Here is a 21,715-nt window from a genome sequence, read left to right on the forward strand (position 1 = left end):
ATTTTTTAAAATTTTGCGTTTATTCCAACTAAAAAGGTCCTCGCCACTGGATAAAAGCCATTATCTATACCACTTGATAAAGGATCTCCTGAACTTGCACTAGGATCATAACCTCTATACTTGGTAAGAGTGAACGCATTATTTACAGATGCATAAACTCTTAGCTTACTCAATTTGAAGTTGTCAAGGGCCGAATCGTTTAACGTGTACCCAATCTGCATATTTTGAGCTCTTAAAAAGGAAGCGTCTTCTACAAAAAAGTCTGAAAACACTTGATTTGCAGTGGCTCCTGTGGTCACTCGCGGCACAGAATTGGTTGATCCCTCACCTGTCCAACGGCCTAATGCATTAGTCGTTAAGTTAGTTAAAGGCTGGTTACGTTCATAATTACGTACCATTTCATTACCTATAGAAGCGTATAAATAGGTTTGTACATCCCAGTTTTTATAATTGAAACTCAAATTCATCCCCATAGTGAAGTCTGGCAAAGCATCACCTAATTCTGTACGGTCATCAGTATCTATAACACCATCATTATTTAAATCTCTATATCTAAAATCACCAGGTTGTGCATTAGCACCTAAAGCGATTTGAGATGGATGTGCTGCAACTTCCGCAGCATTTTGAAATATTCCGTCCGTTTGATAACCATAAAAATATCCAATGGTAAATCCTTCTTGAAACCTAGTAATAGGTGGCTGTCCTACGCCAAAACCTCCGGCCTCAATAAATCCATTTTCATTGTTTACAGAAAGAACTTCATTTTCAAGAGTCGCCACGTTATAACTCACATTATAACTAAAGTCATCTGTAACCTGATCTGAATAACCTATGGAGAATTCAAGACCACGATTGCGTATATCACCTCCATTTATAAATGGTGCGCTAGACCCAGGTGCTCCAGAACCTAATATTCCAGATACTGCGGGTGCAATCAATAAATCATTAGTCTCTCGGTTGTAATAATCAAGGGTCACATTTAATTTAGAGGATAAGAATTTCATGTCTAATCCTACATTAGTCGTAAACTGCTCTTCCCACTTAATTTCTGGATTGCTCAAAGCTCCAATAGCGGTTCCGTTGGCAATTTGTCCATTAAAAACGTACTGTCCTTCACCGTTAAGTAGAGATACGAATCCAAATGCAGGAATACGGTCATTTCCAATAATTCCAGCAGATGCCCTTACTTTAAGGAAATCGATTGTTTTACTATCTTTTAAAAAATCTTCATCAGAAGCTATCCAACCTACACTTCCCGTCGGAAAAATACCAAACCTATTTTCAGGGCCAAATGTGGTACTTCCATCACGTCTAACAACCGCTGAAAGCAAATACTTACCCTCATAATCATATTGAACCCTTATAAAGTGAGAAAGTAAACGCTGGTCAAAACGACGAGCTCCATTAAGATCTCCATCGATAACACGCTCAGCTCCATCAATACTTACTTCATTATACTCATTACTTACATTACCAAAACCAGTCAAGTCATTAAAGTCACCACGTGTTCTAAAGGCACTCATACCTAGCATTACCTCTACATTGTGTTTCTCAGCAAATGTATTGTCATATTTTACAAACGCATCATACGTATAATCACTGAAAAAGTTCTCATACGTACTAAACACATTTTCAGTCAAGTTGAATACTTTTCCTGAACCATAAAATGCTCTAGGATTAAAATTATTCCCGTAAGCCTCAGAGTAGTTAGCCTGTATACGAGCTGTAGCTTCAAAGTGATCTAAAAAGGAATAGGTCAATCCAAAGTTCCCACTGATTTTACCTACTTTATTTTTATTAAATGTGTTTGCCAATTGGGCTTCTGGATTAATAACTTCATTACCCAATCCTTCAGCTAGTGAGAATTCACCGCTTTGATCGAATACAGGAATATTAGGACCCATGTTTAACGCGTTAAAAAGAACAGACCCTAGCCCACCATCATTGATGTTCTTATTACTCGTATAAGAATATAAGAAACCTGTTTTCATTTCGAGGTTTTTAGTCCATTTATGATCAAAGTTACCACGCATAGTAAAACGGTCAAAATCGGATTTATCGCTACCTACGATACCATCCTGACTTAAAACCGCTACTCCAAAAGCATAAGTAGATTTTTCGGTACCTCCTCGTATCGAAATATCATTATTTAAGATCAATGCATCATCAAAAACAGCATCCTGATAATTGGTGTTCGTAAGGTTGGTTATATCAGTAAAAGGCAAAGCCTCACCATTATTAGCAAAAGCTTCATTTTTAATCAATGCATATTGTTGTGAATTCAATGTAGGAAGCCTTCTAGAAGTTTCTTGAAAACCACCCCAAGAGTTGTATTCAACAGTTAACGGTTGATTTTTGCGACCTCCCTTAGTAGTAATAATAATTACCCCATTTGCAGCTCGAACCCCATATATTCCAGCTGTAGCATCTTTCAATACAGACAAGCTTTCAATGTCACCAGGATTGATAACACTCAAGTCTTCAATAATGTTTCCATCTACTAATATTAAAGGTCGGTTATCACCATTAGTGGAAATACCACGTATTCTAATATTTAAGCCTGCACCAGGAGATCCTGATGAAGAGGTAACATTAACTCCAGCAACTTGTCCTTGAAGTGCTTGCTCAACTCTAGTAGGCTTAAGATTTTCGATAACCTTACTGTCCACAATACTTACTGCACCTGTGACTTCTCTAACTGCTTGAGTACCGTATCCAATTACTACAACTTCTTCAAGAGCAGCTATATCTTCCTGTAAGCTTACGTTTATAGTACCACTATTAGCGACTGTAATTTTTTGAGCTACTGTACCTATATAAGAAAATTTAAGAACATCACCCGGCGAAGCAGCTATGGTATAAAGGCCATCAAAATCTGTAGTGGTGGCTTTATTGGTGTTTAGGTTTTGAACCGTAGCTCCTAATAAAGCATCTCCTGTGGATTGTTCAAGAACCTTTCCTGAGATGATACCTTCTTGCGCAAAACTGATAGCTGCGACAAGGTAAAATAGTAAAAGTGTAAATTTATTCATGAAAATTTATTTATTTCATAATTTAAAAGAGGTTCTAAAACGTTATAGGTTAATGTCCTCTTAAAGTTAGACACCAAATGTAAAAAAGATTAGCGAGTTTGTGATTAAATTCGCTACTTCAATAGTACTACTTTAACATAATTACTCTAATCTCTTCATTTAATGTAGGTTAAACATATGTTGATATCATAAATTTGATAGAAATTGATCATATGATGTGGTAATGTATAGCGAGATCTAATCATAAAGTAGATTTTTATTTTATTATATGTGAATAGATAGAAAGGTCTAAACGGAGGTTCTCCATAACATTTGCTTTAAAAAGGATAAAGACTGTAAATCTTAAAATGCAAATACTGCCCCCATTCATGAGTTGATTGGAGACCAATTATACTGCGAAATAATTTAGTGAATAATTTTGTGTTCTTTACTATAACCCTATATCTAAGCAGCTGCAAGTTTACAGAAGACCAGCTAGTCATTCCTAATACATCGTTTAAACTTATACCTGCTGCTAACTAATTGATGTTTTCACACCGTTCTTTGCAACTATAAGAACTCTTTTAACGGAACCAAAGGGGAAACAATTCTAAGGAACCGTTGTAGTATTCACTATCTGAAATTTAAGAACAGAAGTTGATCGTACGAAAGCACAAATCACAAAACTGAATAAATAATGCTGTAATAATAAAGGGAAACACGTAAACTATAGGTGCTTTACTATTTAGTTTTCAGGGATTCACTTAAATTGCGTCCAATAAAACGCCTATCAAAAGCGTTCATTTCTCCTACAGATTTGATTTAAGATTTGGTATTAAATGCACTTTAAGGAACAAAAACAATTTTACTTCGCTTTTTTCATCATCGCTCTTGGTGGACTTCTGTTCTATTTCGCAAAACCTTATTTACCGAGTAAAATTTTTGTGGAACATTCTAACTCTACTACTATTGTCGTTGATAGTCTTATGATCAAAGCAATGGACGACTTGGATAATGCTATGGAACCTACAATAAACATTCAGGATTCTAATCGAATAGTGAGACCTATATTAAAGACGGTAAACTCCACAAATCCTATTTCAGAGCAGCCTATTGTAAAGCCAGTGAAAAACACCTCCTATCTTAGTCTTATAAGTACAACCGATTTCGATTTCAACCTAGAGCATCCTGCAGACTCTTCGGGCGTCGTTACTACTCCTACAACTATTCCTTTAAAGAGTTATTCGGGTATAAATCACTTAACTCGTTTTTTTGAAAAGCTCTACGAGCTAGAGCAATCTAAAAATGCTAAAGTACGTATAGCTTATTACGGTGACTCTATGATAGATGGCGATTTGATTGTGCAAGATTTTAGAAGTGCTTTGCAAAGTCGCTTTGGTGGTCGTGGTGTAGGTTATGTTCCTATACAATCAGAAAGTGCTCGATCCCGTTACTCTGTAAAGCATCATGGAAAAGGTAACTGGAGGCAAGAAAACTTTATGAAGGGAAGAGCAGACAGCATTCCCTATGGAATAAATGGTGCCGTTTTCTTCCCAGTAGACTCCACCGCACAAGTAACCTACCTCGCCAGTGGTATTAAAAATGCTTACCGACTCAACAGGCCGCGTCTTTTTTATGGAGCTGGTAATGAAAATGCCATCCTTAAAGTTACCGAAGAAAAAGACAGTAGTGCTACTTTCATTCCTTTAAACGGTTCAAGTAGCTTTAATTCAGTATCTATATCCACTAGTAACCTCCGCAAAATCGAATTGGATTTTTCCAATGCGCAGAACACTCCTATATATGGTGTCGATTTTTCAAACCCTACAGGAATAGCTGTAGACGGTTTTTCTAATCGTGGTAATTCTGGATTGCCATTGAGTTTATTGGATATTTCTCAAATGCAGAAGTTTGATAAAACCTTAAGTTATGACTTGATCATCCTTCAGTTTGGCGCTAATGTCCTCACTAGAAAATCTAAGAATTACAATTGGTATTACAGCCGCATGACTACAGTAGTGAATCATTTAAAACAGGCTTTTCCAGAAGCTGATATTTTGATTTTAGGAACTGCAGATAAAGGAACAAAGTATGAGGGTATCGTAAAAACAGATAGCAGTGTCGTGAAATTATTGCGTTCCCAGCAACAGTATGCTTTAAAAACGGAGACCGGTTTTATAAGTCTTTTCCATTTGATGGGAGGCGTGAATACGATGCCTGTTTGGAGTGATAAAAAGCTGGCAAATAAAGATTTTACTCATTTTAGCCCTCAAGGATCACGTAAAGTCAGCCGTATGATTTATGGAGAATTAATGGATGGTTATTCCGCTTTCGCGAAAGCGAGAACACAACAAAATGCCCTGCTACAAAAGGCAGATAGCTTAGCGATAAAAACTGTAAACGACAGCATTACAAACCTACGGAGACCATGATCAAAGCTTATATTTTTTTATGGATCGGTCTATTGACGTTAACATCGCAAGGGCAACAAATTGATGATTTACAAATCAATCCCTTATTAATAGATCGCAGTTTTCAGGAGTTAAAGAATCCCTTAGTGCTGAATGATTTTTTTCAAAAACTCCAAGAGCTAGAAAACGGGAATAGAAATCAAATAACCGTGGTTCAAATAGGGGACTCTCATGTTCAAGGACCTTACTTTCCACAATATATAAGACAAGGCTTACAAAGCAAATTCGGTAATGCAGGTCGAGGTTTTGTATTCCCTTATAGAGTTGCTGGTACTAATGGCGCGGTAGATGTGAAATTTAAAGCAAACGGCAACTGGAAGGCAGTGCGCAATGTGAAAAGTAATGGTAGTGATGATATAGGACTGAGCGGTATTAACCTGGAGACCAAAAACAATGATTTTCTTATGCAAATCAATCTGAGTGAATCCTTAGAGGGCTTAACTGAAATCAAAATCGTTTCACCACATCCCGAACGTTTTAAACTGAGCCTTGCTGATAAGAGCGACCTTCTCCAACAAGTCAACACAAACAAAACCTATAAAGTAGCCTCTGGGGATTATCTAGGTAAAATCGCAGCTCAATTCCATACTTCTGTTCAAAAAATACAACAAGTAAACGGAATGAAAAACGTGAATTTACGCGCTGGACAGACCCTTCAAATACCAACGGGAACCTCACAAAATCAAATAGCGTCTGTTGCGAGTTTTAGCGATCTTACCTCTATGGATGGGATCGTCTACCAAATTCCTGCAGGAGTGAACCAGCTCTATTTAAGACCTGCTCAAAAGAAATTAAAATACGTTCTTGATGGGCTATTGTTAAGCACTAAAAAGAGCGGTATCAGCTTTCACGGCATAGGCATCAATGGCTCAAAATTTAGTGATTTTAATAAGTTCCCTAGGTTTTTTGATCAGCTAGCGGCATTAAATCCTGACTTGATCATCATCTCTTTAGGAACTAACGAGAGTTTTTACGATACCTATACAGAAGAGAAACTGAAATCTGCTATGGACGTATTCAACCGCGAAATGATCCAACGCGGCATGACGGGAAGTGTTTTGTTAACCAGCCCTCCACCATCAATGAAGAATCGCAAACAAATCAATTCTACCGCAACAGCATATGCCTATGAAATGGGCGTCTTTGCAAACTTGAATTCTTGGGCATTCTACGACTTACATTCGGTTTCTAAAACTAGTAGCGCGATGCCTTATTGGTACGATGCCAACTTAACCTCGAGTGATAAAATTCATTTCTTAGAAAAAGGCTACCAGCTACAAGCCTCAATGCTTGTGGAGTCCCTCTTTAACTCCTATTCCGATTATAAAAAATGATGGAATGGAATGACATATGGAACTGGTTAAGTTATGATCCACAAAGACCCTTACTATTCAATAGTGAGGCGTTTTTATACCTGTTTTTAGGTTTTTATCTGTTGTATATTTTTATGACTGATGCACGTAGAATGCGCATCTTGTATGTTATAGCCTTTTCCCTGTTTTTCTATTATAAATGTAGCGGGATCTACTTTATATTGCTGATATTTTCTTCGTTTGTAGATTATTACATCTCTGAGCTTATTTACAAAAGCAATCATAAAGACCAGAGAAAATGGCTGCTTATCCTTTCCTGTATCATCAACTTAGGCCTGCTCGCTTACTTTAAATACACCGGCTTCCTTGCCGATAACTTTAACGCACTGTTTTCAGGCGATTTGAGTTTTGGGAATATCTTTCTACCTATAGGTATCTCATTTTACACTTTTCAAACCATGTCCTATACGATAGACATTTATAGAAGAGAATTAGAACCGGCTAGAAACGTATGGGATTTTATGTTTTTTGTTTCCTTTTTCCCACAATTAGTTGCGGGACCTATTGTAAGAGCAAAAGATTTTATACCTCAGATTTATGAAAAGCTACAACTTTCTAAAAAAGAATTGAGCTATGCCCTTTTCCTTATTATGGGTGGGCTACTCAAAAAAGCAGTCATCTCTGATTACATCAGCGTCAACTTTGTGGATCGTGTTTTTGAATTCCCAGATAATTACTCCGCTTTTGAAAACTTGCTGGCTGTTTATGGCTATACCCTACAAATTTATTGTGATTTCTCGGGTTATTCCGACATTGCTATAGGTCTTGCACTTTTGATGGGTTTTAAATTACCTCCCAACTTTAGAACACCCTATAAAAGTACCAGCATTACCGAATTCTGGCGCAGGTGGCATATTTCTCTTTCGAGCTGGTTAAGAGATTACCTCTATATATCTATGGGCGGTAATCGCAAGGGTAAAATGCGCACATATTTCAACCTTTTTATGACCATGTTACTAGGTGGGTTATGGCATGGTGCCTCTTGGAAATTTATTCTTTGGGGAGCGATGCATGGAAGCGTTCTTACTGTAGAAAAGGCCTTCAACATCCCAAAATTAACCAGCAGGAGTTTTCCTTTAAAACTTATCGCAGGAATACTGACGTTTCACTTTGTAGCTTTTTGTTGGATTTTCTTCAGAGCATCAGACTTTAGCAATGCCATGAACGTGATATCTAATATAGGTGCCATAGAATGGAGTCCGCAAATGTGGTGGATGGTTTTAACTGGCTATCAAAATGTAGCTATCGTTTTATTGATAGGTTTTCTGTGGCATTTTATACCTCAAAAAGTACAAGACAAGCAACTGGAATTATTTCATAAAATTCCGCTAGTTGGTAAAATGGTTTTGTTTGCTGTTATCATCTGGGTAATAAGCGCTACGGCGAGTAGTGAGGTGCAACCTTTTATTTATTTTCAGTTTTAGGCTTGAGCCCCAATAAAATCTTCGTTGGTATCTAGCGATTAAAAAACTAAAAAACGCTGACACTCACTTTAAAACGCTCCGCACAGCAGGGACTCATCTGTGCACTTATACCATTTTATAGACTCTTAATACAAAGTGCAGCATCTAGGAAATGGATTTTATTTCTGTATTAAACATTTATAGTTACGTACTTAAGTCTGCCCCTAGGAGTGTGTGTGTTTTGTAAAATGCTAGCTAGAATTTACTTCTCTTGTACCACATCAAAGGTCAAATCCCAATAGCTCACATATTCTGAAAGTGGTCCCATTCCCATAACAGCTCTTCTAGCATCTACCGTTGCGGTATCTTTTAGTTCGTATAAATCATAAGATCCATCTTCATTCATCATGATTTGAGAACCGTACAATTGCGGATTACCCGCATCCATCAACATTCTATCTTGCATCAAAGCAATATCCTGACGTTCTAAATCTCCTTTTTTTGAAGCTTCTAATAATTGCGGAAAGTATTGTGATCTTTTTTCTGCGCTCGCATGTTGAATCACTAACCATATAGCACTCATACCTTTTTCTCCAGCTGCAGCTCTACTGGGCATACCACATTTTTCCACAATTTGTTCTACAGAGGCTAGATTGCTTAGATCCAACTCTTCATCCATCAAGTTATTTCCTCTATTATCTTGATCTCTAGCGTATATTCTTTCCAGAATTCTATTCAAATTATTACAATCGACTTTATTAATGTCTTTAAAAACTGGTTCCTTTGCAAGTGCCAAACGGGCAATTTCTGGATCTTGAAACTCTACTTTTATGAGCACATTTTGATCATTGATGAACCAATTAGCATAAGGCAAGTCATTTGATAGCGCTTCTTTTTCCTCCTTACTTAAAAGGTTTCCTTGCAAGTCGTAATACTGCACAGCGTCTGGCATAATAAAATCATTTGCCATCACTAGATCTGTCATCTCTTCATAGTTGATGCGTGTGAGGTTTTCTTTTTGCTTGCAGGATAGGAATAAGAAAATGGATGCGAGTAGGATGATGTATTTACTCATGATAGGTGAATTAATTTCTTACAAAGTTAGTTGGTTGGCACGTATCTAAGTATGCATTAAATTGAAAATCCTAATACAAAAAGGACTACAGACATATCGAGGCGCATAGCTCACAACTACCTAACTCAAATTCAACATAAACAATTCGCTTGCAATCCCATCGCTGAGAAACTTGCCTTTTCTGGTAACCAGCAAAGTATCGCCATCTAGGTAGAGCAAATGGTCTTTTAAATAACCTGCGGCTTGTTTTAAAAGATATTCTTTAAAGTTTAGTCCGTAATCTGTTTTTACTTTTAAGAGGGAAACACCGTAAATAGTTCGCAAACCAGTCATAATGTATTCATTATACTGGTCTACTACAGTCAACTCTTCTGTTTCCATAGGCAACTCTCCTGCCTGAATGGACTTCATGTACTTTACATTATTATTGATATTCCAGCCACGTCTTTTACCGTCAAAGCTATGTGCACTTGGCCCTATCCCAATATAGCTTTTACCGGTCCAGTAAGCAGTGTTGTTTTGGGAGAAGAAACCTTCCTTACCAAAATTTGAGAATTCATAATTTTTAAAATGATTCAATTCCATGACGTCCAGCAGTATCTCAAAATGTTGTTGTGCCACCTCATCTTCTACTTGAGCTACAATTCCTTTTTCTATAAAGGATTTAAGCACTGTATTTTCTTCTACGGTAAGTGCATAACTAGAAATATGCGGCACTTTTAAAGCTATGGCTTTGTTTAAATTCTCGCGCCATCTTTCCTTGCTCATACCTGGAATTCCATAAATAAGATCTATAGAAATATTAGGGAAATAAGTCACTGCTTGCTCGATGCATTTGTGAGCTTCTGTAGCATTGTGAGCACGATTCATCAGTTGGAGATCTTCTTCAAAAAAACTTTGGACTCCTAAAGAGAGACGGTTAACGCGTGTTTTTGAAAAAGAAATGAGTTTTTCTTCGGTCAAATCATCAGGATTTGCCTCCAAGGTAATTTCTGGATGTGCTGCGACGGTATAGTGATCAAAAACAGTTTGAATGATCTTTTCTATCTCTTTAACTTCCAGCACGCTAGGAGTTCCACCACCAAAATAAATCGTTTGCACGGTGGTGTTTTTAAACTCGCTTTCGCGAAAGCTTAACTCATCACAAATAGCGTCAATTATATTGGTCTTGTGCTTCAAATTAGTGCTAAAATGGAAGTCGCAATAATGACAAGCCTGTTTGCAAAATGGAATATGTATATAAATACCGCTCATTACAGCAAAAGTAAGTCTTAAAACACTAGCAAAATAAGGCCCTTCCGATAAAATGTTCTTTTTTAGGGTGAAAGTGTTAAATGTTGGTTTTTAAGATGTTAAATGATACAATAAATCTATATTCGGCACCGTTCGTGTAGACATCGTATTAATTTAAAACCTAATAAAATTTATGTATACTAAACTAGTAGTTTTTCTTGCTTTTGTGACGCTAGGCGTGTCTTTTGCGACCGAGAAAACTCCGTTAATAAACACTACAAATCCTCAGCCTGAGGTCGTGAATTATCAAGATGCTGGTTTACAACTCGCACTTCAAGATCAAATCAACGCAAACGCTCAGTGGAAAAATCTTATCCAGCAAAAAAGGATGTCCGTCAGCTTGGTAGACATGACTGATGAAAACAATATTAAATACGCCAATATCAACGGTGATAACATGATGTATGCTGCCAGTATGCCAAAAATTGCTGTGCTTTATGCAGCGATTGATGCTATCGAAGAAGGAGACCTTAGACTTACTAAAAAGGTTCAAAATGACATGTGGTTAATGATTAATAAATCAAATAACGCTGCATCCACTAGAATGATTGATCGTGTGGGCTTTCAACGTATTGAAGATTTGATGTGTAATCCAGAAAACCCTTTTTACGATAAAGAAGGAAGTGGCGGCTTATGGGTAGGAAAAAGATATGCCGCGCAAGGAAAGCGCAATCCAGAGCCTATTAGAGGACTAAGCCATGCAGCTACTACTGATGCCGTGGCAAAATTCTACTACCAACTGGCCACTGGACAACTCATCAATAAAAAGCGCAGTGCACAAATGTTGAAGTACTTAAAAAACCCTGGTTTACATCATAAATTTGTCAACACCTTAGATGTTATTGCCCCTGAGGCGACACTTTACCGTAAAAGTGGCTCTTGGAAAAACTGGCATTGTGATTCTATAATGGTAGTGGATGAAGCAAGAGGTAAAAAATACATTCTCGTAGCAATGGTAGAAGATTCAGCAGGCGAGCAAATTATAAGAGATTTAGTAAAGCCCGCAGAGATTGCACTAGATCAAAGCGCTACCTTAGCTCCTGATTTAGAAGAAAATGAAATCACTATTACAACAGATTCATAATTTTTTTGACATAAGGGATGGAGAAGAGTCCATTTCCCTTATGATGCAGCTGTATATATTTTTAATTATATGCGCATTACTGATAGTTAAACCTACAGTAAATGCGCTTTTTTTATATCAATTAGGAGCTGAAAATTTATCTGTTGCATTTATAATAATTGCAGTTACTGCTGTGGTGGTCTCATTTCTCTACAATAAGTCTTTAGAGAGATTTCCACTGCGCTATATTATAAGATCAACCCTAGGCTTGTTTTCTTTAGGTTTTATAATCATGGGGTTTATTGTGGCCTTTAATTGGGTTACTCCATTCTTTGCCTATTTGTTCTACACCATGGTAGCAATGTTTGCTTTATTAGCCACTTCTCAATTTTGGGTGATGGCAAATGTGGTTTTCAATGTTAGAGAGGCAAAAAGGCTTTTTGGCTTTATAGGAGCTGGTGGAATTGCTGGTGGAATCATAGGTGGGTACCTCACTTCCGTTCTTGTCGGATTTCTAGGAAATGGAGTTTTAATGATGATCGCTGGATTGCTTATTGCACTGAGTACTATAGTTTTTCAACGCATCTGGAAAACGCGTGTACAGACTTTAAGTAAATTTAAAAGGAAAGAAAGAGCCACTGTTTCTTCAGAGTCTTCTATAAAACTCATCTATCAGTCCAAACACCTCACCTATCTCGCTGCCGTAATAGGTCTAGGTGTACTGGTTGCTAAGTTGGTGGATTACCAGTTCAGTTACATTGCAGCTGCTCAAATAACAGACCCAAAAGAACTGGCTTCTTTTTTTGGGTTTTGGTTCAGTACGTTTAATATTGTTTCTTTATTGATACAGTTGTTCCTGACTAATAAGATACTTGAAAACACAGATATCAGTGTTAGCCTTATCGCATTGCCCGCTGGAATCGTTTTACTTTGTGTAGGCTTGTTATTTTTTCCAGAATTATGGATCGTGATTATTATCAAAGGTCTAGATGGAAGTTTGAAACAATCGCTTCATAAAAGTGCTGTAGAATTACTTTCCTTACCTATTCCACCTCATATTAAGAACAAAACTAAAACCTTTATTGATGTGGTAGTGGATAGCCTTGCGACTGGGATCGCTGGTTTTCTGCTCATTTTTGTGATCAAAGGTCTAGAACTATCTGACACTTATATCACGGGAATTACTATTGCCGTTGTGCTCTTATGGATATTCGTCGCTTTTAAAGTAAGAGATGCGTATCTAGGAACCTTTAAGGAGAGTATTATGATACGTGAAAACCTGGGGAGCTCTAAAAAATCGTCAGCTCGCATACGTCAAAACATGAAAATTATCTTTGAATCTGGCTCTGAAAAAGATATTCTTGAAATGCTTAAAAGACTTCCAGAAGTGGCCCATAAATCCATCAAAAAAGATGTTCTTAACTTACTGGATCACCCCAGTAATAAGGTGAAGGCCGCAGTAATAGATAACCTCAATTACATTACCAAAGAACCTCAAATTAAAGTACAAGATTTTATCTATTTAAAAGATGATGATCTTATCGTAAGTACCATGAGGTATTTATTGTCTCAAGATAAAGTTTCACATCAGTTCTTTGAACAGTATTTGAATTATGATGAAGAGTTTATTTCTACAGCAGCATTATTGTGCCTAGCAAGAGAATCTGAAGACAACCCTACTTTAGCTTCTAAATACAACCTCCATCTTAGGATACAGTTGTTTATAGATGAGCTTGAAAATCGGGAAAGCGATTTAAGTATATCAGAAATTGCTCGGGTGATTGAGACATTGGGTTATATAAAAAGGACTCGCTTTCACAGCATTATAGAACGCTACCTCACACATCCCAACCCCATTCTTAAAAACGCAGCGCTTCTTGCTGCTGGAGAGACTGCTAGAGAAAAGTTTTTACCTGTGCTTTATGAAGAATTAGAGCATATCGCTTATCGCGAAAACTGTATTAAAGCCATCTCTAGTTTTGGAAATGCCATTATCCCGACTTTGTACAAAAGGTATCTCGATAAGAACTTAAGCCATCAACAAAGATCTCAGATACCTGTCATCGTCAGTAAAATACATTCAGAAAAAGCCTACCGCACACTGTTTAAAATGAGTCAAAGAGGTAATTTTAAAATAAGAACAAAAGCAGCTGGCCTGCTCTACAGCTGGCGCAGAGAAGGAGTAGATTATACTATTAATCAACGCACGCTGCATATCATGGTTTACAACGAATGTAAGTTATATCGAGCTTTATTGGGTTGTTATTTTTCCATGCGCATTATAGAGCGATCTAAATTGCAGCCAGAAAAAGTCATCTCATTAGCTGAAAAAACAGAACGATCTCACTTAATACAGCAACTAAAGGCATGCCTAGAACTCAATCTAAAAAGAGTCTTTCACCTACTGGCGCTATATTACAATCCAGATGATGTTTTTGTAGCCTATAAAGGGCTTCTAAGTGAGACTAAGGAGTCTCAACTACAAGCTATGGAATACCTCGATGGTCTATTAGGAAGGAATCTAAAAACACAACTACTGCCTCTTCTCGAGACTGGTTTTAGCTCACCTCAGCAAGAAATGAGTGATTATCACAAACACATCGCGCTATTTAATCAAGAGGACTGTCTTAAGACATTACTTTATATAGAGGATCAAACTACCCAATTGAAAACAATTGCATTGCTTAAATTGATTGAAGAAGATTACTCCTATCAACTGCTTATAGAAGCCTCTGATATGACTTCTCATAAAATAAATGAAGCAGCACTAGAGGCTTTAAAATTTAAAAATAACCAACAGAAAAGTGCCTAGTGATTCCACCCCAATTTAAACAGCGGCACTTCTGAAGTGTAAATTGTATTAAAATTACTTCTTCTTTTCAGTGAGCTCGTATTTCTTTCTAATCTGTTTATCTATAGCACTGGCGAGGTACATGTGCGCGCCAGCGCTGTTAGTGCTTAATACATTACTCTCTAAACAAACAATGTAGTTGGTGCCATTAGGATGTTCTACAATACAAACGCTGTTCATGTAATTATAAACGTTCCCCTTGTATTCTCCATAAGGAGTCCCTAAAGCTTTATTATTACTGTACAAACTACCTGATTTAAAATAAAGGGCAGCATCATTCAATTGCGGACTCGCACCATAACGTATCCTGCGATCTGTCATGTAGAGCAATCTCTTAATTTCTAAGCTTGATTCTTGATCTATAACAAGGCCTTGTTCTAAGTTGATAAAGTATTTCATCAAGCCTTTTGGCGTTGCTATAGAGCCTCCTTTACTACCCACGTACTTATCAGGACCGTTAGTGAAAAAACTACCCAATCGCCACTCGTCTTGAGTAATACCTAAATCTCTTAATGGCTGGTTGACTAAATCTATAGCTATATTGGTAAGCTCACTTCTATTGGCCTTTTCCAAATAAGCGTCTGCTTCATCTTGTGTTAGGGTAAAATATTTATCTCCAAAGATGCGCATCAATAAAGCTTCTCTCCAAACAATACTTGCGGCTCCGTTATTACTTACACTTAACATATGATCTACCCATTCATATAGGGTAAATTCATCGCTCGCAATTACGGTGCGTTTAATAAAGCTGTCTTTTTCTATATTATAAATAGGAATGGTATGATGATCGTAAAGTCCCCATCTTCCAGATTTAACCACCTTATTTTTCATCAACTCTGTACGCACATTAAAGTCTCCTGGACATAGGTTTCTCAACTCTGTAAAGAAGGCCGTTGCTACAACAATTTTCCCTACGCTTCCAGGCTGGAAACCGCTGTTTTCATTCATTGCTGCATATCGCATATGATCAATATCAGTCATATCTAAAACAGTAATCCCATAACCAGAACGACTAGGGAAAAGGCGCAACATCTCTTGTTGGAATTCTTTATCTACGGTCATTATGCTATCAACAGGAATGGTTTTTTCACACATCCATAGGTTGATTTCGTCATACTTCTTGAAAGAGCCTTTTCTGAGATAATACTCTGTAATAGTACTATCCAAGGTTTTTTCAAGCCTCTTTAATCTTTTGATTCCTGTTTTATTATACCCATCAATAGGATAAAATGCCATAAGGAACAGGGCCGTAAACAGCACCGTTATTATAGTAGTTATATGTTTCACTTTGCAATGGGTTTATGAAGTAGTAATTCAGTGTTGACGTTTACATTTGCATCTATAGAATTCAGGTATTCCGAATTTACAGCCTGATTGTTTTCTACAAAAGGACGTATCTGAAATAAGTATAGTTTCCCGTCTTTAAATCCTAATTCAATGTCCCAAGCACCTGTATAACTTCCGTCCTTAGAACCTGGCATTACCTCATGAACAGTTTTGGCAAATTCTCTTATGGTTTTTAGATCATCCTGAGATAGAATAGGCTTGTTAAAATCTACCTGTTCCATTACAGACCCACCAGTTTTAGGAAGCTTGCGTTGTTTGTTCTCACGAGCTGGAGACATCAATAAGCCATTGCCTTCTCGATCGACGAGATAGGTTTCTGCATTTTGACCATCTACGGCTCCACCAGCACCACGACTCATGGCTACGGTAATAGAGTTAGGGTCGTTTTTGATAAAGTCTTTAGTAATCAAAACACCGCTGTAATCCACATCTACAGTAGGAATGATCAAAATAGACGGGTATACATTTTCTGGATTTTCTAGGTATACCTGTCTCCATTTAAAACTGCGTTCTGTATATGGGCTTGCCCATACCTCCCGTATTCCATTGATGACCTTTTCTCTTTCTAACGCATTAAAAACAGTAAGGTTAAGTCCTGCCCCTGTAAACTCTTCCAAGTCTTCCATATTGGTATCACTGCGTAAAAAGACAGGAACATTACCTAATTGATCGCCTAATATGCTTTTAAAATCGTCTTCTAACGCACTGATAAAACTCTTCTTAAAGGGCATTATCGCAATAGCTGCTCTTAAGGTTTTTAATTCTTCCAGCTGGTAATCTACTATTTCTTGTTCTGATTTTCCTTCTTCCTTTAGCTGTTTCGCTTTCGCGAAAGCGGACATCAAAAAATCCCAGTAACTGCAACTAGTTTCTGGCATTTGTTGATTCATATGATCTTTAAAAACCCCAAATGGAATCACTATACCATTCACCACCTTATCAGGAAATAGTTGCTTCAACTGACCGAGATTTGCAGCTTTAGGACCACAAAGAATTCCACTGTCAGCACTTCCTACAGCGGCCATATCCAATGGTAACTTCCCCTCCAATTTTAACTTTCCTTCGGGAATTCTAATGGTTTTCTTTTCCTTCTTGTTTGCCTTATTAAATAACGCGTTCTCTATAGCAGACATATTTGATGCAGGCTTTAGAACTACGGTACCTTGATTACTTACTGCATAGAAAATCTCCTGACCGTCAAGGTCTTTAAGGTCATTCAAATTATCACTAGAAATAGCCGCATTGGGAATTGCCAAATTGCGAGCTAACAATTGCACATGAGAAACCAAATTCCCTTCAGAAACTGTTGCGATTCCGGACACGGGTTTCAAATCACTAGGTGGGTGATCAAAAATATAAATTTTGTTAGGATCTACCTGCATGCCTTCAGCATTTCCAGCCACAACGACCAGCTTTCCTTTAGTATAACCAGGATTCAAACCTCTGATAGAGCTGACGTTATCTACTCCTGCAATCTCGCTGGTAAGCCCTATTTGTCTAGAAACTAAACCACCTAAATTCCCTATAGCGTCGCCTAATGGTAACAATAGGGAGCTTCTTATACGGTCGTCATAAAAACCGTAAGCTTTAGGCTCAAATTTGCTGTATTCTTCTACCACATCACCGTAGATGGAATGTACCATTCCTGTACCCCATTCTACTTGACTGCGACCTGTATTTATAAAATCTAAAAGTTCATGGGCTTTTATAATTTTCCCTTTAGGAATAAATAACTCTTGCTCGATCGCATTCCATTCCCACATTTCTACATATCCTGCGCTTGCTAATGCCTCACTCAAAGAATAAATCTTATCGAGGTGTTCTTGAAGGTCCACGGGCTCCCAACTTCCAGCTTGTTGAAAAATCAACTCTTCCAATCTTAAACTCAACTCTAAGGCATTGGTGCGGCGTGTGCCTCTTTTGTCATCTTTAATATTAGTTCTTATATCACACATCAAATTTGCTGCTGCAGGAACGATAATAGCAGGATCATTTTCATTTGCATAAAACTTAGAAAACCATTCTGCTTGTGTTCTTATATAATCGTTTTTATTCCAGTCTGCAACCATTTTATGCAAATCACTCACAGAAACTGGTTGGAAAAACTCCTGCATATCACTCATGAGTTTATTAAAATCCTTCTTAGAAGTGTCTGATATTTTTGCTTCATTTTTATCGAGCCACTCCTTCACCGACTCCACATCCTGCGCCTGTGGATTTCCATGTATCTTGATACGTAGATCCATAAACTTAGTATGACGCTCTGCGAGTACTTTACTCAAACTGCGTATATCTTGTGCAAGATTGGTATCTCCATCGTGAGGCAGGTCACGCAGGCTTTCTCTAATCAAGAAGAAGTCTCTTTCGATAAGATCATTATCTGCTAGGATGGTGTAATAGAATTTGCGACCCCACTCTTCTTCGTCTTCAATTTGCCTTGCGCCACGATAAAATCTAGAACGCTCTTGAATCCAACCGTTATCGACAGATTCTAAATACTTACCTAATTGATATTGTTTTAAACGACTGTGATTATTAGTACCGTCCCAAAAATCCCATACATCATTAGAGGCTAGAATTTCGCCAAAAAAGATATGGCGTTGTTTTGCAAGTTCTTTTACCTCAAATTTATAACTGGCATGCTGCATTCCTTCTCCTATGGACTCAGGGCATGGGTCTTTTGAATCTCTAACCGTACCGTCTGGACAAAACCAGTTGATACTTTTGTAGGGACCACGATCCAATTCTCGATACTGCTGGATCATTTCTTTAACCCGAGCATCAGTAAATTCTTGTGCTACGTTAGTAGCGCTAGTTAGTAAAACAAGAAACAACAATATTCTATACATACTATCAAAAGTATATTAATTTAAATTAATTAACTCTATTATTAAGAGTGGATTAACTGAACTACGTATAGGGTTTATAGCTTATCGCCAGTTGTAATACGGGTATGGGTATTTTATTTTTATGCCTTGTCTACCAGCATACAGAGAAGCTTTATGACCCAGCTTGCTCCAACAAAAAAGCAGCTCTTGAATCAAGAGCTGCTTTTTTGATAATGGAATTTATACCTTACAGATCATACCTCACTTGCAAATATACATATCTAGGTTGCACGGTATAAAAACTAGTGGTGGTTGCAATCTGGCCAAAGCTGTTTCTGTTCAAGGCTTCTGTGTTTAAAAGGTTCGTCGCGGCCACTTTATATTCCCATTTAGAATCTGGTTTATTATAAAACAGTGCCGTTTCTAAGAAATCGTAATTATTGCTGACATCTCCTGAGGCTCTAAATAGATTCAAATCATAATTTATATCTAAGAACCAGGCTTTATTGATTTGCCAGTCGGAATTTAAAGTAATAGTTTGTGTGGTTGCATCGTTAATTAGTCCACCGTTATCTGAATTATTAAAATCCACATTATAACCTACATCAAAGTTGACTCCGTCTTTATAATTACTTCTTGCACTTACACCATAACCATGATTGATGTTTTGTGATTCTCTGGCATTACCGTTAATTATGTTGTTAAAAGTACTCCAACTCAGATTTGCATTTACACTAGCTCTAATTTTACCAAATTCTCTAGAAAAACGTCCAAAACCTGTGGCCGATTCGTTTGCAAATGGTGAGTTGATCAAGTTGCTTTGCTGGTTGATGTCTTCGATATTTATATTACTTTGAATAGCATCTGTCTGTCTCGTATAAACAAGACCTGCATTGATGTTGGTATAATTGAACATATTGAAGTTGAAATAGTTCAAACTGTACTGGTCATTTGTAGAGCCAGACAGCTGGTTATTACCATCAAACAAGGAGTTGTAATTGTTAAAAACAGTTCCTAATGCATAGTTTTCTACATCTGTAAAACTAACGGTTCTACGGTAATCAAAATTAATGTTTTCACTAGATCTCAATGCAAAACGCACATTTAAATCTGGAAGAATTTCTTCAAAATTCAACTCATTGGTAGCTCCTAATTGCTGGTCTTCCACTTTATAAGAATGAGCGGTAACCCCTGGAGTTATCGTAAACTTACCTGTAATAAACTTATAATGTACCGCGCCATAAAGATCTCTAAACTTATAATTTACATCATTTCCTAGAGCTGGATCTGTAAGGTCGTTGCGAGAGCCATCATTAAGAATCTGGAAGATGTTAGTGTTGTAATCTTGATTTACTATAGAGGTTCCTACTGTAAAGTTGATGTTGCTTTTTTTATTAAGTACGCGCCAGTAGTCCGCTTTGGCATCTAGTTTTGTGCTTTCGACTAGTTTTTGCTGGTTGATGTTATATGGGTCTGCCGTAGTTAGTCCTAAATCACCATCAAAAGGTTCTGGATCTGTGACACCTCTTCTATCCCTAATGGCGTTGTAAAAAGGGTCTTCTTCTGCATCTACATACCTGCCTTCAAAGGCAAAGATATTTTTCTCGCTTTGTGTATAATACGCGTTAACCGACTGGTCTATGGTAATTGGTTTTTGAGATTCATTTTGATCGATGTCTTCCACAAATCCACTTCGTGAAGACGTAAAGTCATTCACTTGACTCACATCACTTAAATTCACCTGTCCGTTGTATTCTAAAGAAAAATTTGCATTAGGTTTGAAATCTGCACCTAATTTAAAAATCCCTATCTGGTTGCGCTGGAAGGAACGGTCTACCGTATTTTCTAAAACACCAGTTTCTATAAATGTTCTACTAGCTATTGTTTCTTGATCAGTATCAACACTGGAGAAAATCGCAAAACCGTCAAGACTTAACTTCTTACTAACCGTCCAAGCTCCATTAAATGCTCCAAATTTGCTTTCTAATTCCTTAGCGCGATTTGCTTGTAAATTTAATAACCCACCAGCTCCTGTTCCTATATCTATAGAAGAACCGCTACTACGAGTATTACCTCTGTTAAAACCTACAAAACGGCGGTAATCTGCAAATGTAAAAGATTGTATTCCTAGGTTATTAAAATCGGTCAGGATATTGATCGATACATCTGGACTATAAAAGAAGGCTTTAGGTTTTGCCTGATACCTTACCGCATCATCTCCTTGACCTATCGCACCTGTCACTTCTCCAAACCAGAAGTTCTTCTTTCCTTCTTTTAACCTAATGTTAATCGCAATCCGATCTTCATCATTACCAAGACCTTTTAACTGACCTACATTATTATAGTTCTTTAAAACCTCGATTTTACCTACAGCATCTGCAGGAATATTTTTTGTGGCCAGTCTGGAGTCTCCTTCAAAGAATTCTTTTCCGTCCACCATGACTCTTTCCACTGTTTTTCCTTCTACCTGAATGTCTCCATCTTCATTTACCTCAACTCCTGGAAGTTTACTCAGAACATCTCCCAACTTTCTTTCTGTACCGTTTGTAAAACTATCTGCATTATAAACAATAGTATCACCTTTAATAGATACGGGCATATCGTAGACAATATTGACTGCATCTAGCATGTTTTCATCTTCTAACATGACATAATTTTTCATTAAGTCATTTTGAATATTTTTCACCGTGTCTACTATGGTTTTAAGTCCTAGAAAAGATACTTTAAGAACGTAAGTACTGTCTTTTTTAAGATTGAGTAATTGGTATTTTCCAGCATCATTAGTAATACCAAAAGCCCCCAGATTCTTATCCTTTTGATAAGCAATCACATTAGCCATTTGAAGAGGTGTCCCTGTACTATCTACGACAATACCTGATATTTTAACAGATTGGGCGCCAGCTAGGGAAAATGCAAAACAAGCCAGTAGTGTTAAAAGTACGATTTTTTTCATTTTAGTTTTTTTGATTAAAAAATGCGAGAACAGTGGTTAGCATACTC

At 37.3% G+C, this 21,715-nt stretch carries 11 protein-coding genes; 5 read left to right on the top strand and 6 right to left on the bottom strand.

All coding sequences use genetic code 11. The features are described from left to right. Positions 1-5 precede the first annotated feature (5 nt). Positions 6-3,032: a SusC/RagA family TonB-linked outer membrane protein gene (locus F0365_RS04545; RefSeq protein WP_169932607.1), complete on the bottom strand. Its 3,027-nt coding sequence runs from the start codon at positions 3,030-3,032 to the stop codon at positions 6-8. 923 nt (positions 3,033-3,955) lie between these two features. On the opposite strand from F0365_RS04545, the gene F0365_RS04550 reads away from it, so the two are divergent. The 3 genes from F0365_RS04550 to F0365_RS04560 are packed head-to-tail and all read left to right on the top strand — an operon-like array spanning position 3,956 to position 8,279. After that, positions 3,956-5,443 (top strand): hypothetical protein, encoded by a 1,488-nt coding sequence (locus tag F0365_RS04550; protein ID WP_169932608.1) that lies wholly within the window; start codon positions 3,956-3,958, stop codon positions 5,441-5,443. Continuing rightward, a complete protein-coding gene (locus F0365_RS04555) occupies positions 5,440-6,816 on the top strand; it encodes a LysM peptidoglycan-binding domain-containing protein (RefSeq protein WP_169932609.1) in 1,377 nt (458 codons plus the stop codon). Before F0365_RS04550 ends, F0365_RS04555 begins: the two co-directional genes overlap by 4 nt. Further along, entirely contained in the window at positions 6,813-8,279 is a 1,467-nt protein-coding gene (locus F0365_RS04560) for an MBOAT family O-acyltransferase (protein ID WP_169932610.1), read from the top strand. The genes F0365_RS04555 and F0365_RS04560 overlap by 4 nt, the downstream gene beginning before the upstream one ends. A 241-nt stretch (positions 8,280-8,520) precedes the next feature. On the opposite strand, the gene F0365_RS04565 is transcribed toward F0365_RS04560, so the two are convergent. Further along, entirely contained in the window at positions 8,521-9,333 is an 813-nt protein-coding gene (locus F0365_RS04565; protein ID WP_240961892.1) for a DUF6624 domain-containing protein, read from the bottom strand. Positions 9,334-9,453: 120 nt separating this feature from the next. Beyond that, positions 9,454-10,587 carry a radical SAM family heme chaperone HemW gene (gene hemW / locus F0365_RS04570; protein ID WP_169932611.1) on the bottom strand — a complete coding sequence of 378 codons (1,134 nt, stop codon included), beginning with the start codon at positions 10,585-10,587 and terminating at the stop codon, positions 9,454-9,456. 172 nt (positions 10,588-10,759) lie between these two features. Between hemW and F0365_RS04575 the strand changes: the two genes are divergently transcribed. Both F0365_RS04575 and F0365_RS04580 read left to right on the top strand, forming a co-directional pair. Beyond that, entirely contained in the window at positions 10,760-11,710 is a 951-nt protein-coding gene (locus tag F0365_RS04575) for a serine hydrolase (protein WP_169932612.1), read from the top strand. Further along, positions 11,682-14,501 carry an Npt1/Npt2 family nucleotide transporter gene (locus F0365_RS04580; protein ID WP_169932613.1) on the top strand — a complete coding sequence of 940 codons (2,820 nt, stop codon included), beginning with the start codon at positions 11,682-11,684 and terminating at the stop codon, positions 14,499-14,501. The genes F0365_RS04575 and F0365_RS04580 overlap by 29 nt, the downstream gene beginning before the upstream one ends. Positions 14,502-14,555: 54 nt before the next feature. On the opposite strand, the gene F0365_RS04585 is transcribed toward F0365_RS04580, so the two are convergent. The 3 genes from F0365_RS04585 to F0365_RS04595 all read right to left on the bottom strand — a co-directional run bounded on the left by F0365_RS04585 (position 14,556) and on the right by F0365_RS04595 (position 21,668). Beyond that, positions 14,556-15,827, bottom strand: a complete 1,272-nt coding sequence (locus tag F0365_RS04585) for a serine hydrolase (protein WP_240961893.1) — start codon at positions 15,825-15,827, stop codon at positions 14,556-14,558. Continuing rightward, the gene (locus F0365_RS04590) at positions 15,824-18,736 is read right to left on the bottom strand and encodes a PEP/pyruvate-binding domain-containing protein (protein WP_169932614.1); all 2,913 of its coding nucleotides are present in this window, start codon (positions 18,734-18,736) and stop codon (positions 15,824-15,826) included. The genes F0365_RS04585 and F0365_RS04590 overlap by 4 nt, the downstream gene beginning before the upstream one ends. Positions 18,737-18,962: 226 nt before the next feature. Next, complete coding sequence (locus F0365_RS04595; protein WP_169932615.1) at positions 18,963-21,668, bottom strand: carboxypeptidase-like regulatory domain-containing protein; 2,706 nt, start codon at positions 21,666-21,668, stop codon at positions 18,963-18,965. Between the last annotated feature and the right edge of the window lie 47 nt (positions 21,669-21,715).

Origin of the sequence: Nonlabens sp. Ci31 (assembly GCF_012974865.1) — a bacterium.
Taxonomy (GTDB): domain Bacteria; phylum Bacteroidota; class Bacteroidia; order Flavobacteriales; family Flavobacteriaceae; genus Nonlabens.

What these genes read in the sequence shown, in the direction of transcription:
- F0365_RS04545 (WP_169932607.1), bottom strand. Translation starts at nt 3,032, where the DNA reads ATGAATAAATTTACACTTTTACTATTTTACCTTGTCGCAGCTATCAGT.
- F0365_RS04555 (WP_169932609.1), top strand. Translation starts at nt 5,440, where the DNA reads ATGATCAAAGCTTATATTTTTTTATGGATCGGTCTATTGACGTTAACA.
- F0365_RS04560 (WP_169932610.1), top strand. Translation starts at nt 6,813, where the DNA reads ATGATGGAATGGAATGACATATGGAACTGGTTAAGTTATGATCCACAA.
- F0365_RS04565 (WP_240961892.1), bottom strand. Translation starts at nt 9,333, where the DNA reads ATGAGTAAATACATCATCCTACTCGCATCCATTTTCTTATTCCTATCC.
- hemW (WP_169932611.1), bottom strand. Translation starts at nt 10,587, where the DNA reads ATGAGCGGTATTTATATACATATTCCATTTTGCAAACAGGCTTGTCAT.
- F0365_RS04575 (WP_169932612.1), top strand. Translation starts at nt 10,760, where the DNA reads ATGTATACTAAACTAGTAGTTTTTCTTGCTTTTGTGACGCTAGGCGTG.
- F0365_RS04580 (WP_169932613.1), top strand. Translation starts at nt 11,682, where the DNA reads ATGAAATCACTATTACAACAGATTCATAATTTTTTTGACATAAGGGAT.
- F0365_RS04590 (WP_169932614.1), bottom strand. Translation starts at nt 18,736, where the DNA reads ATGTATAGAATATTGTTGTTTCTTGTTTTACTAACTAGCGCTACTAAC.
- F0365_RS04595 (WP_169932615.1), bottom strand. Translation starts at nt 21,668, where the DNA reads ATGAAAAAAATCGTACTTTTAACACTACTGGCTTGTTTTGCATTTTCC.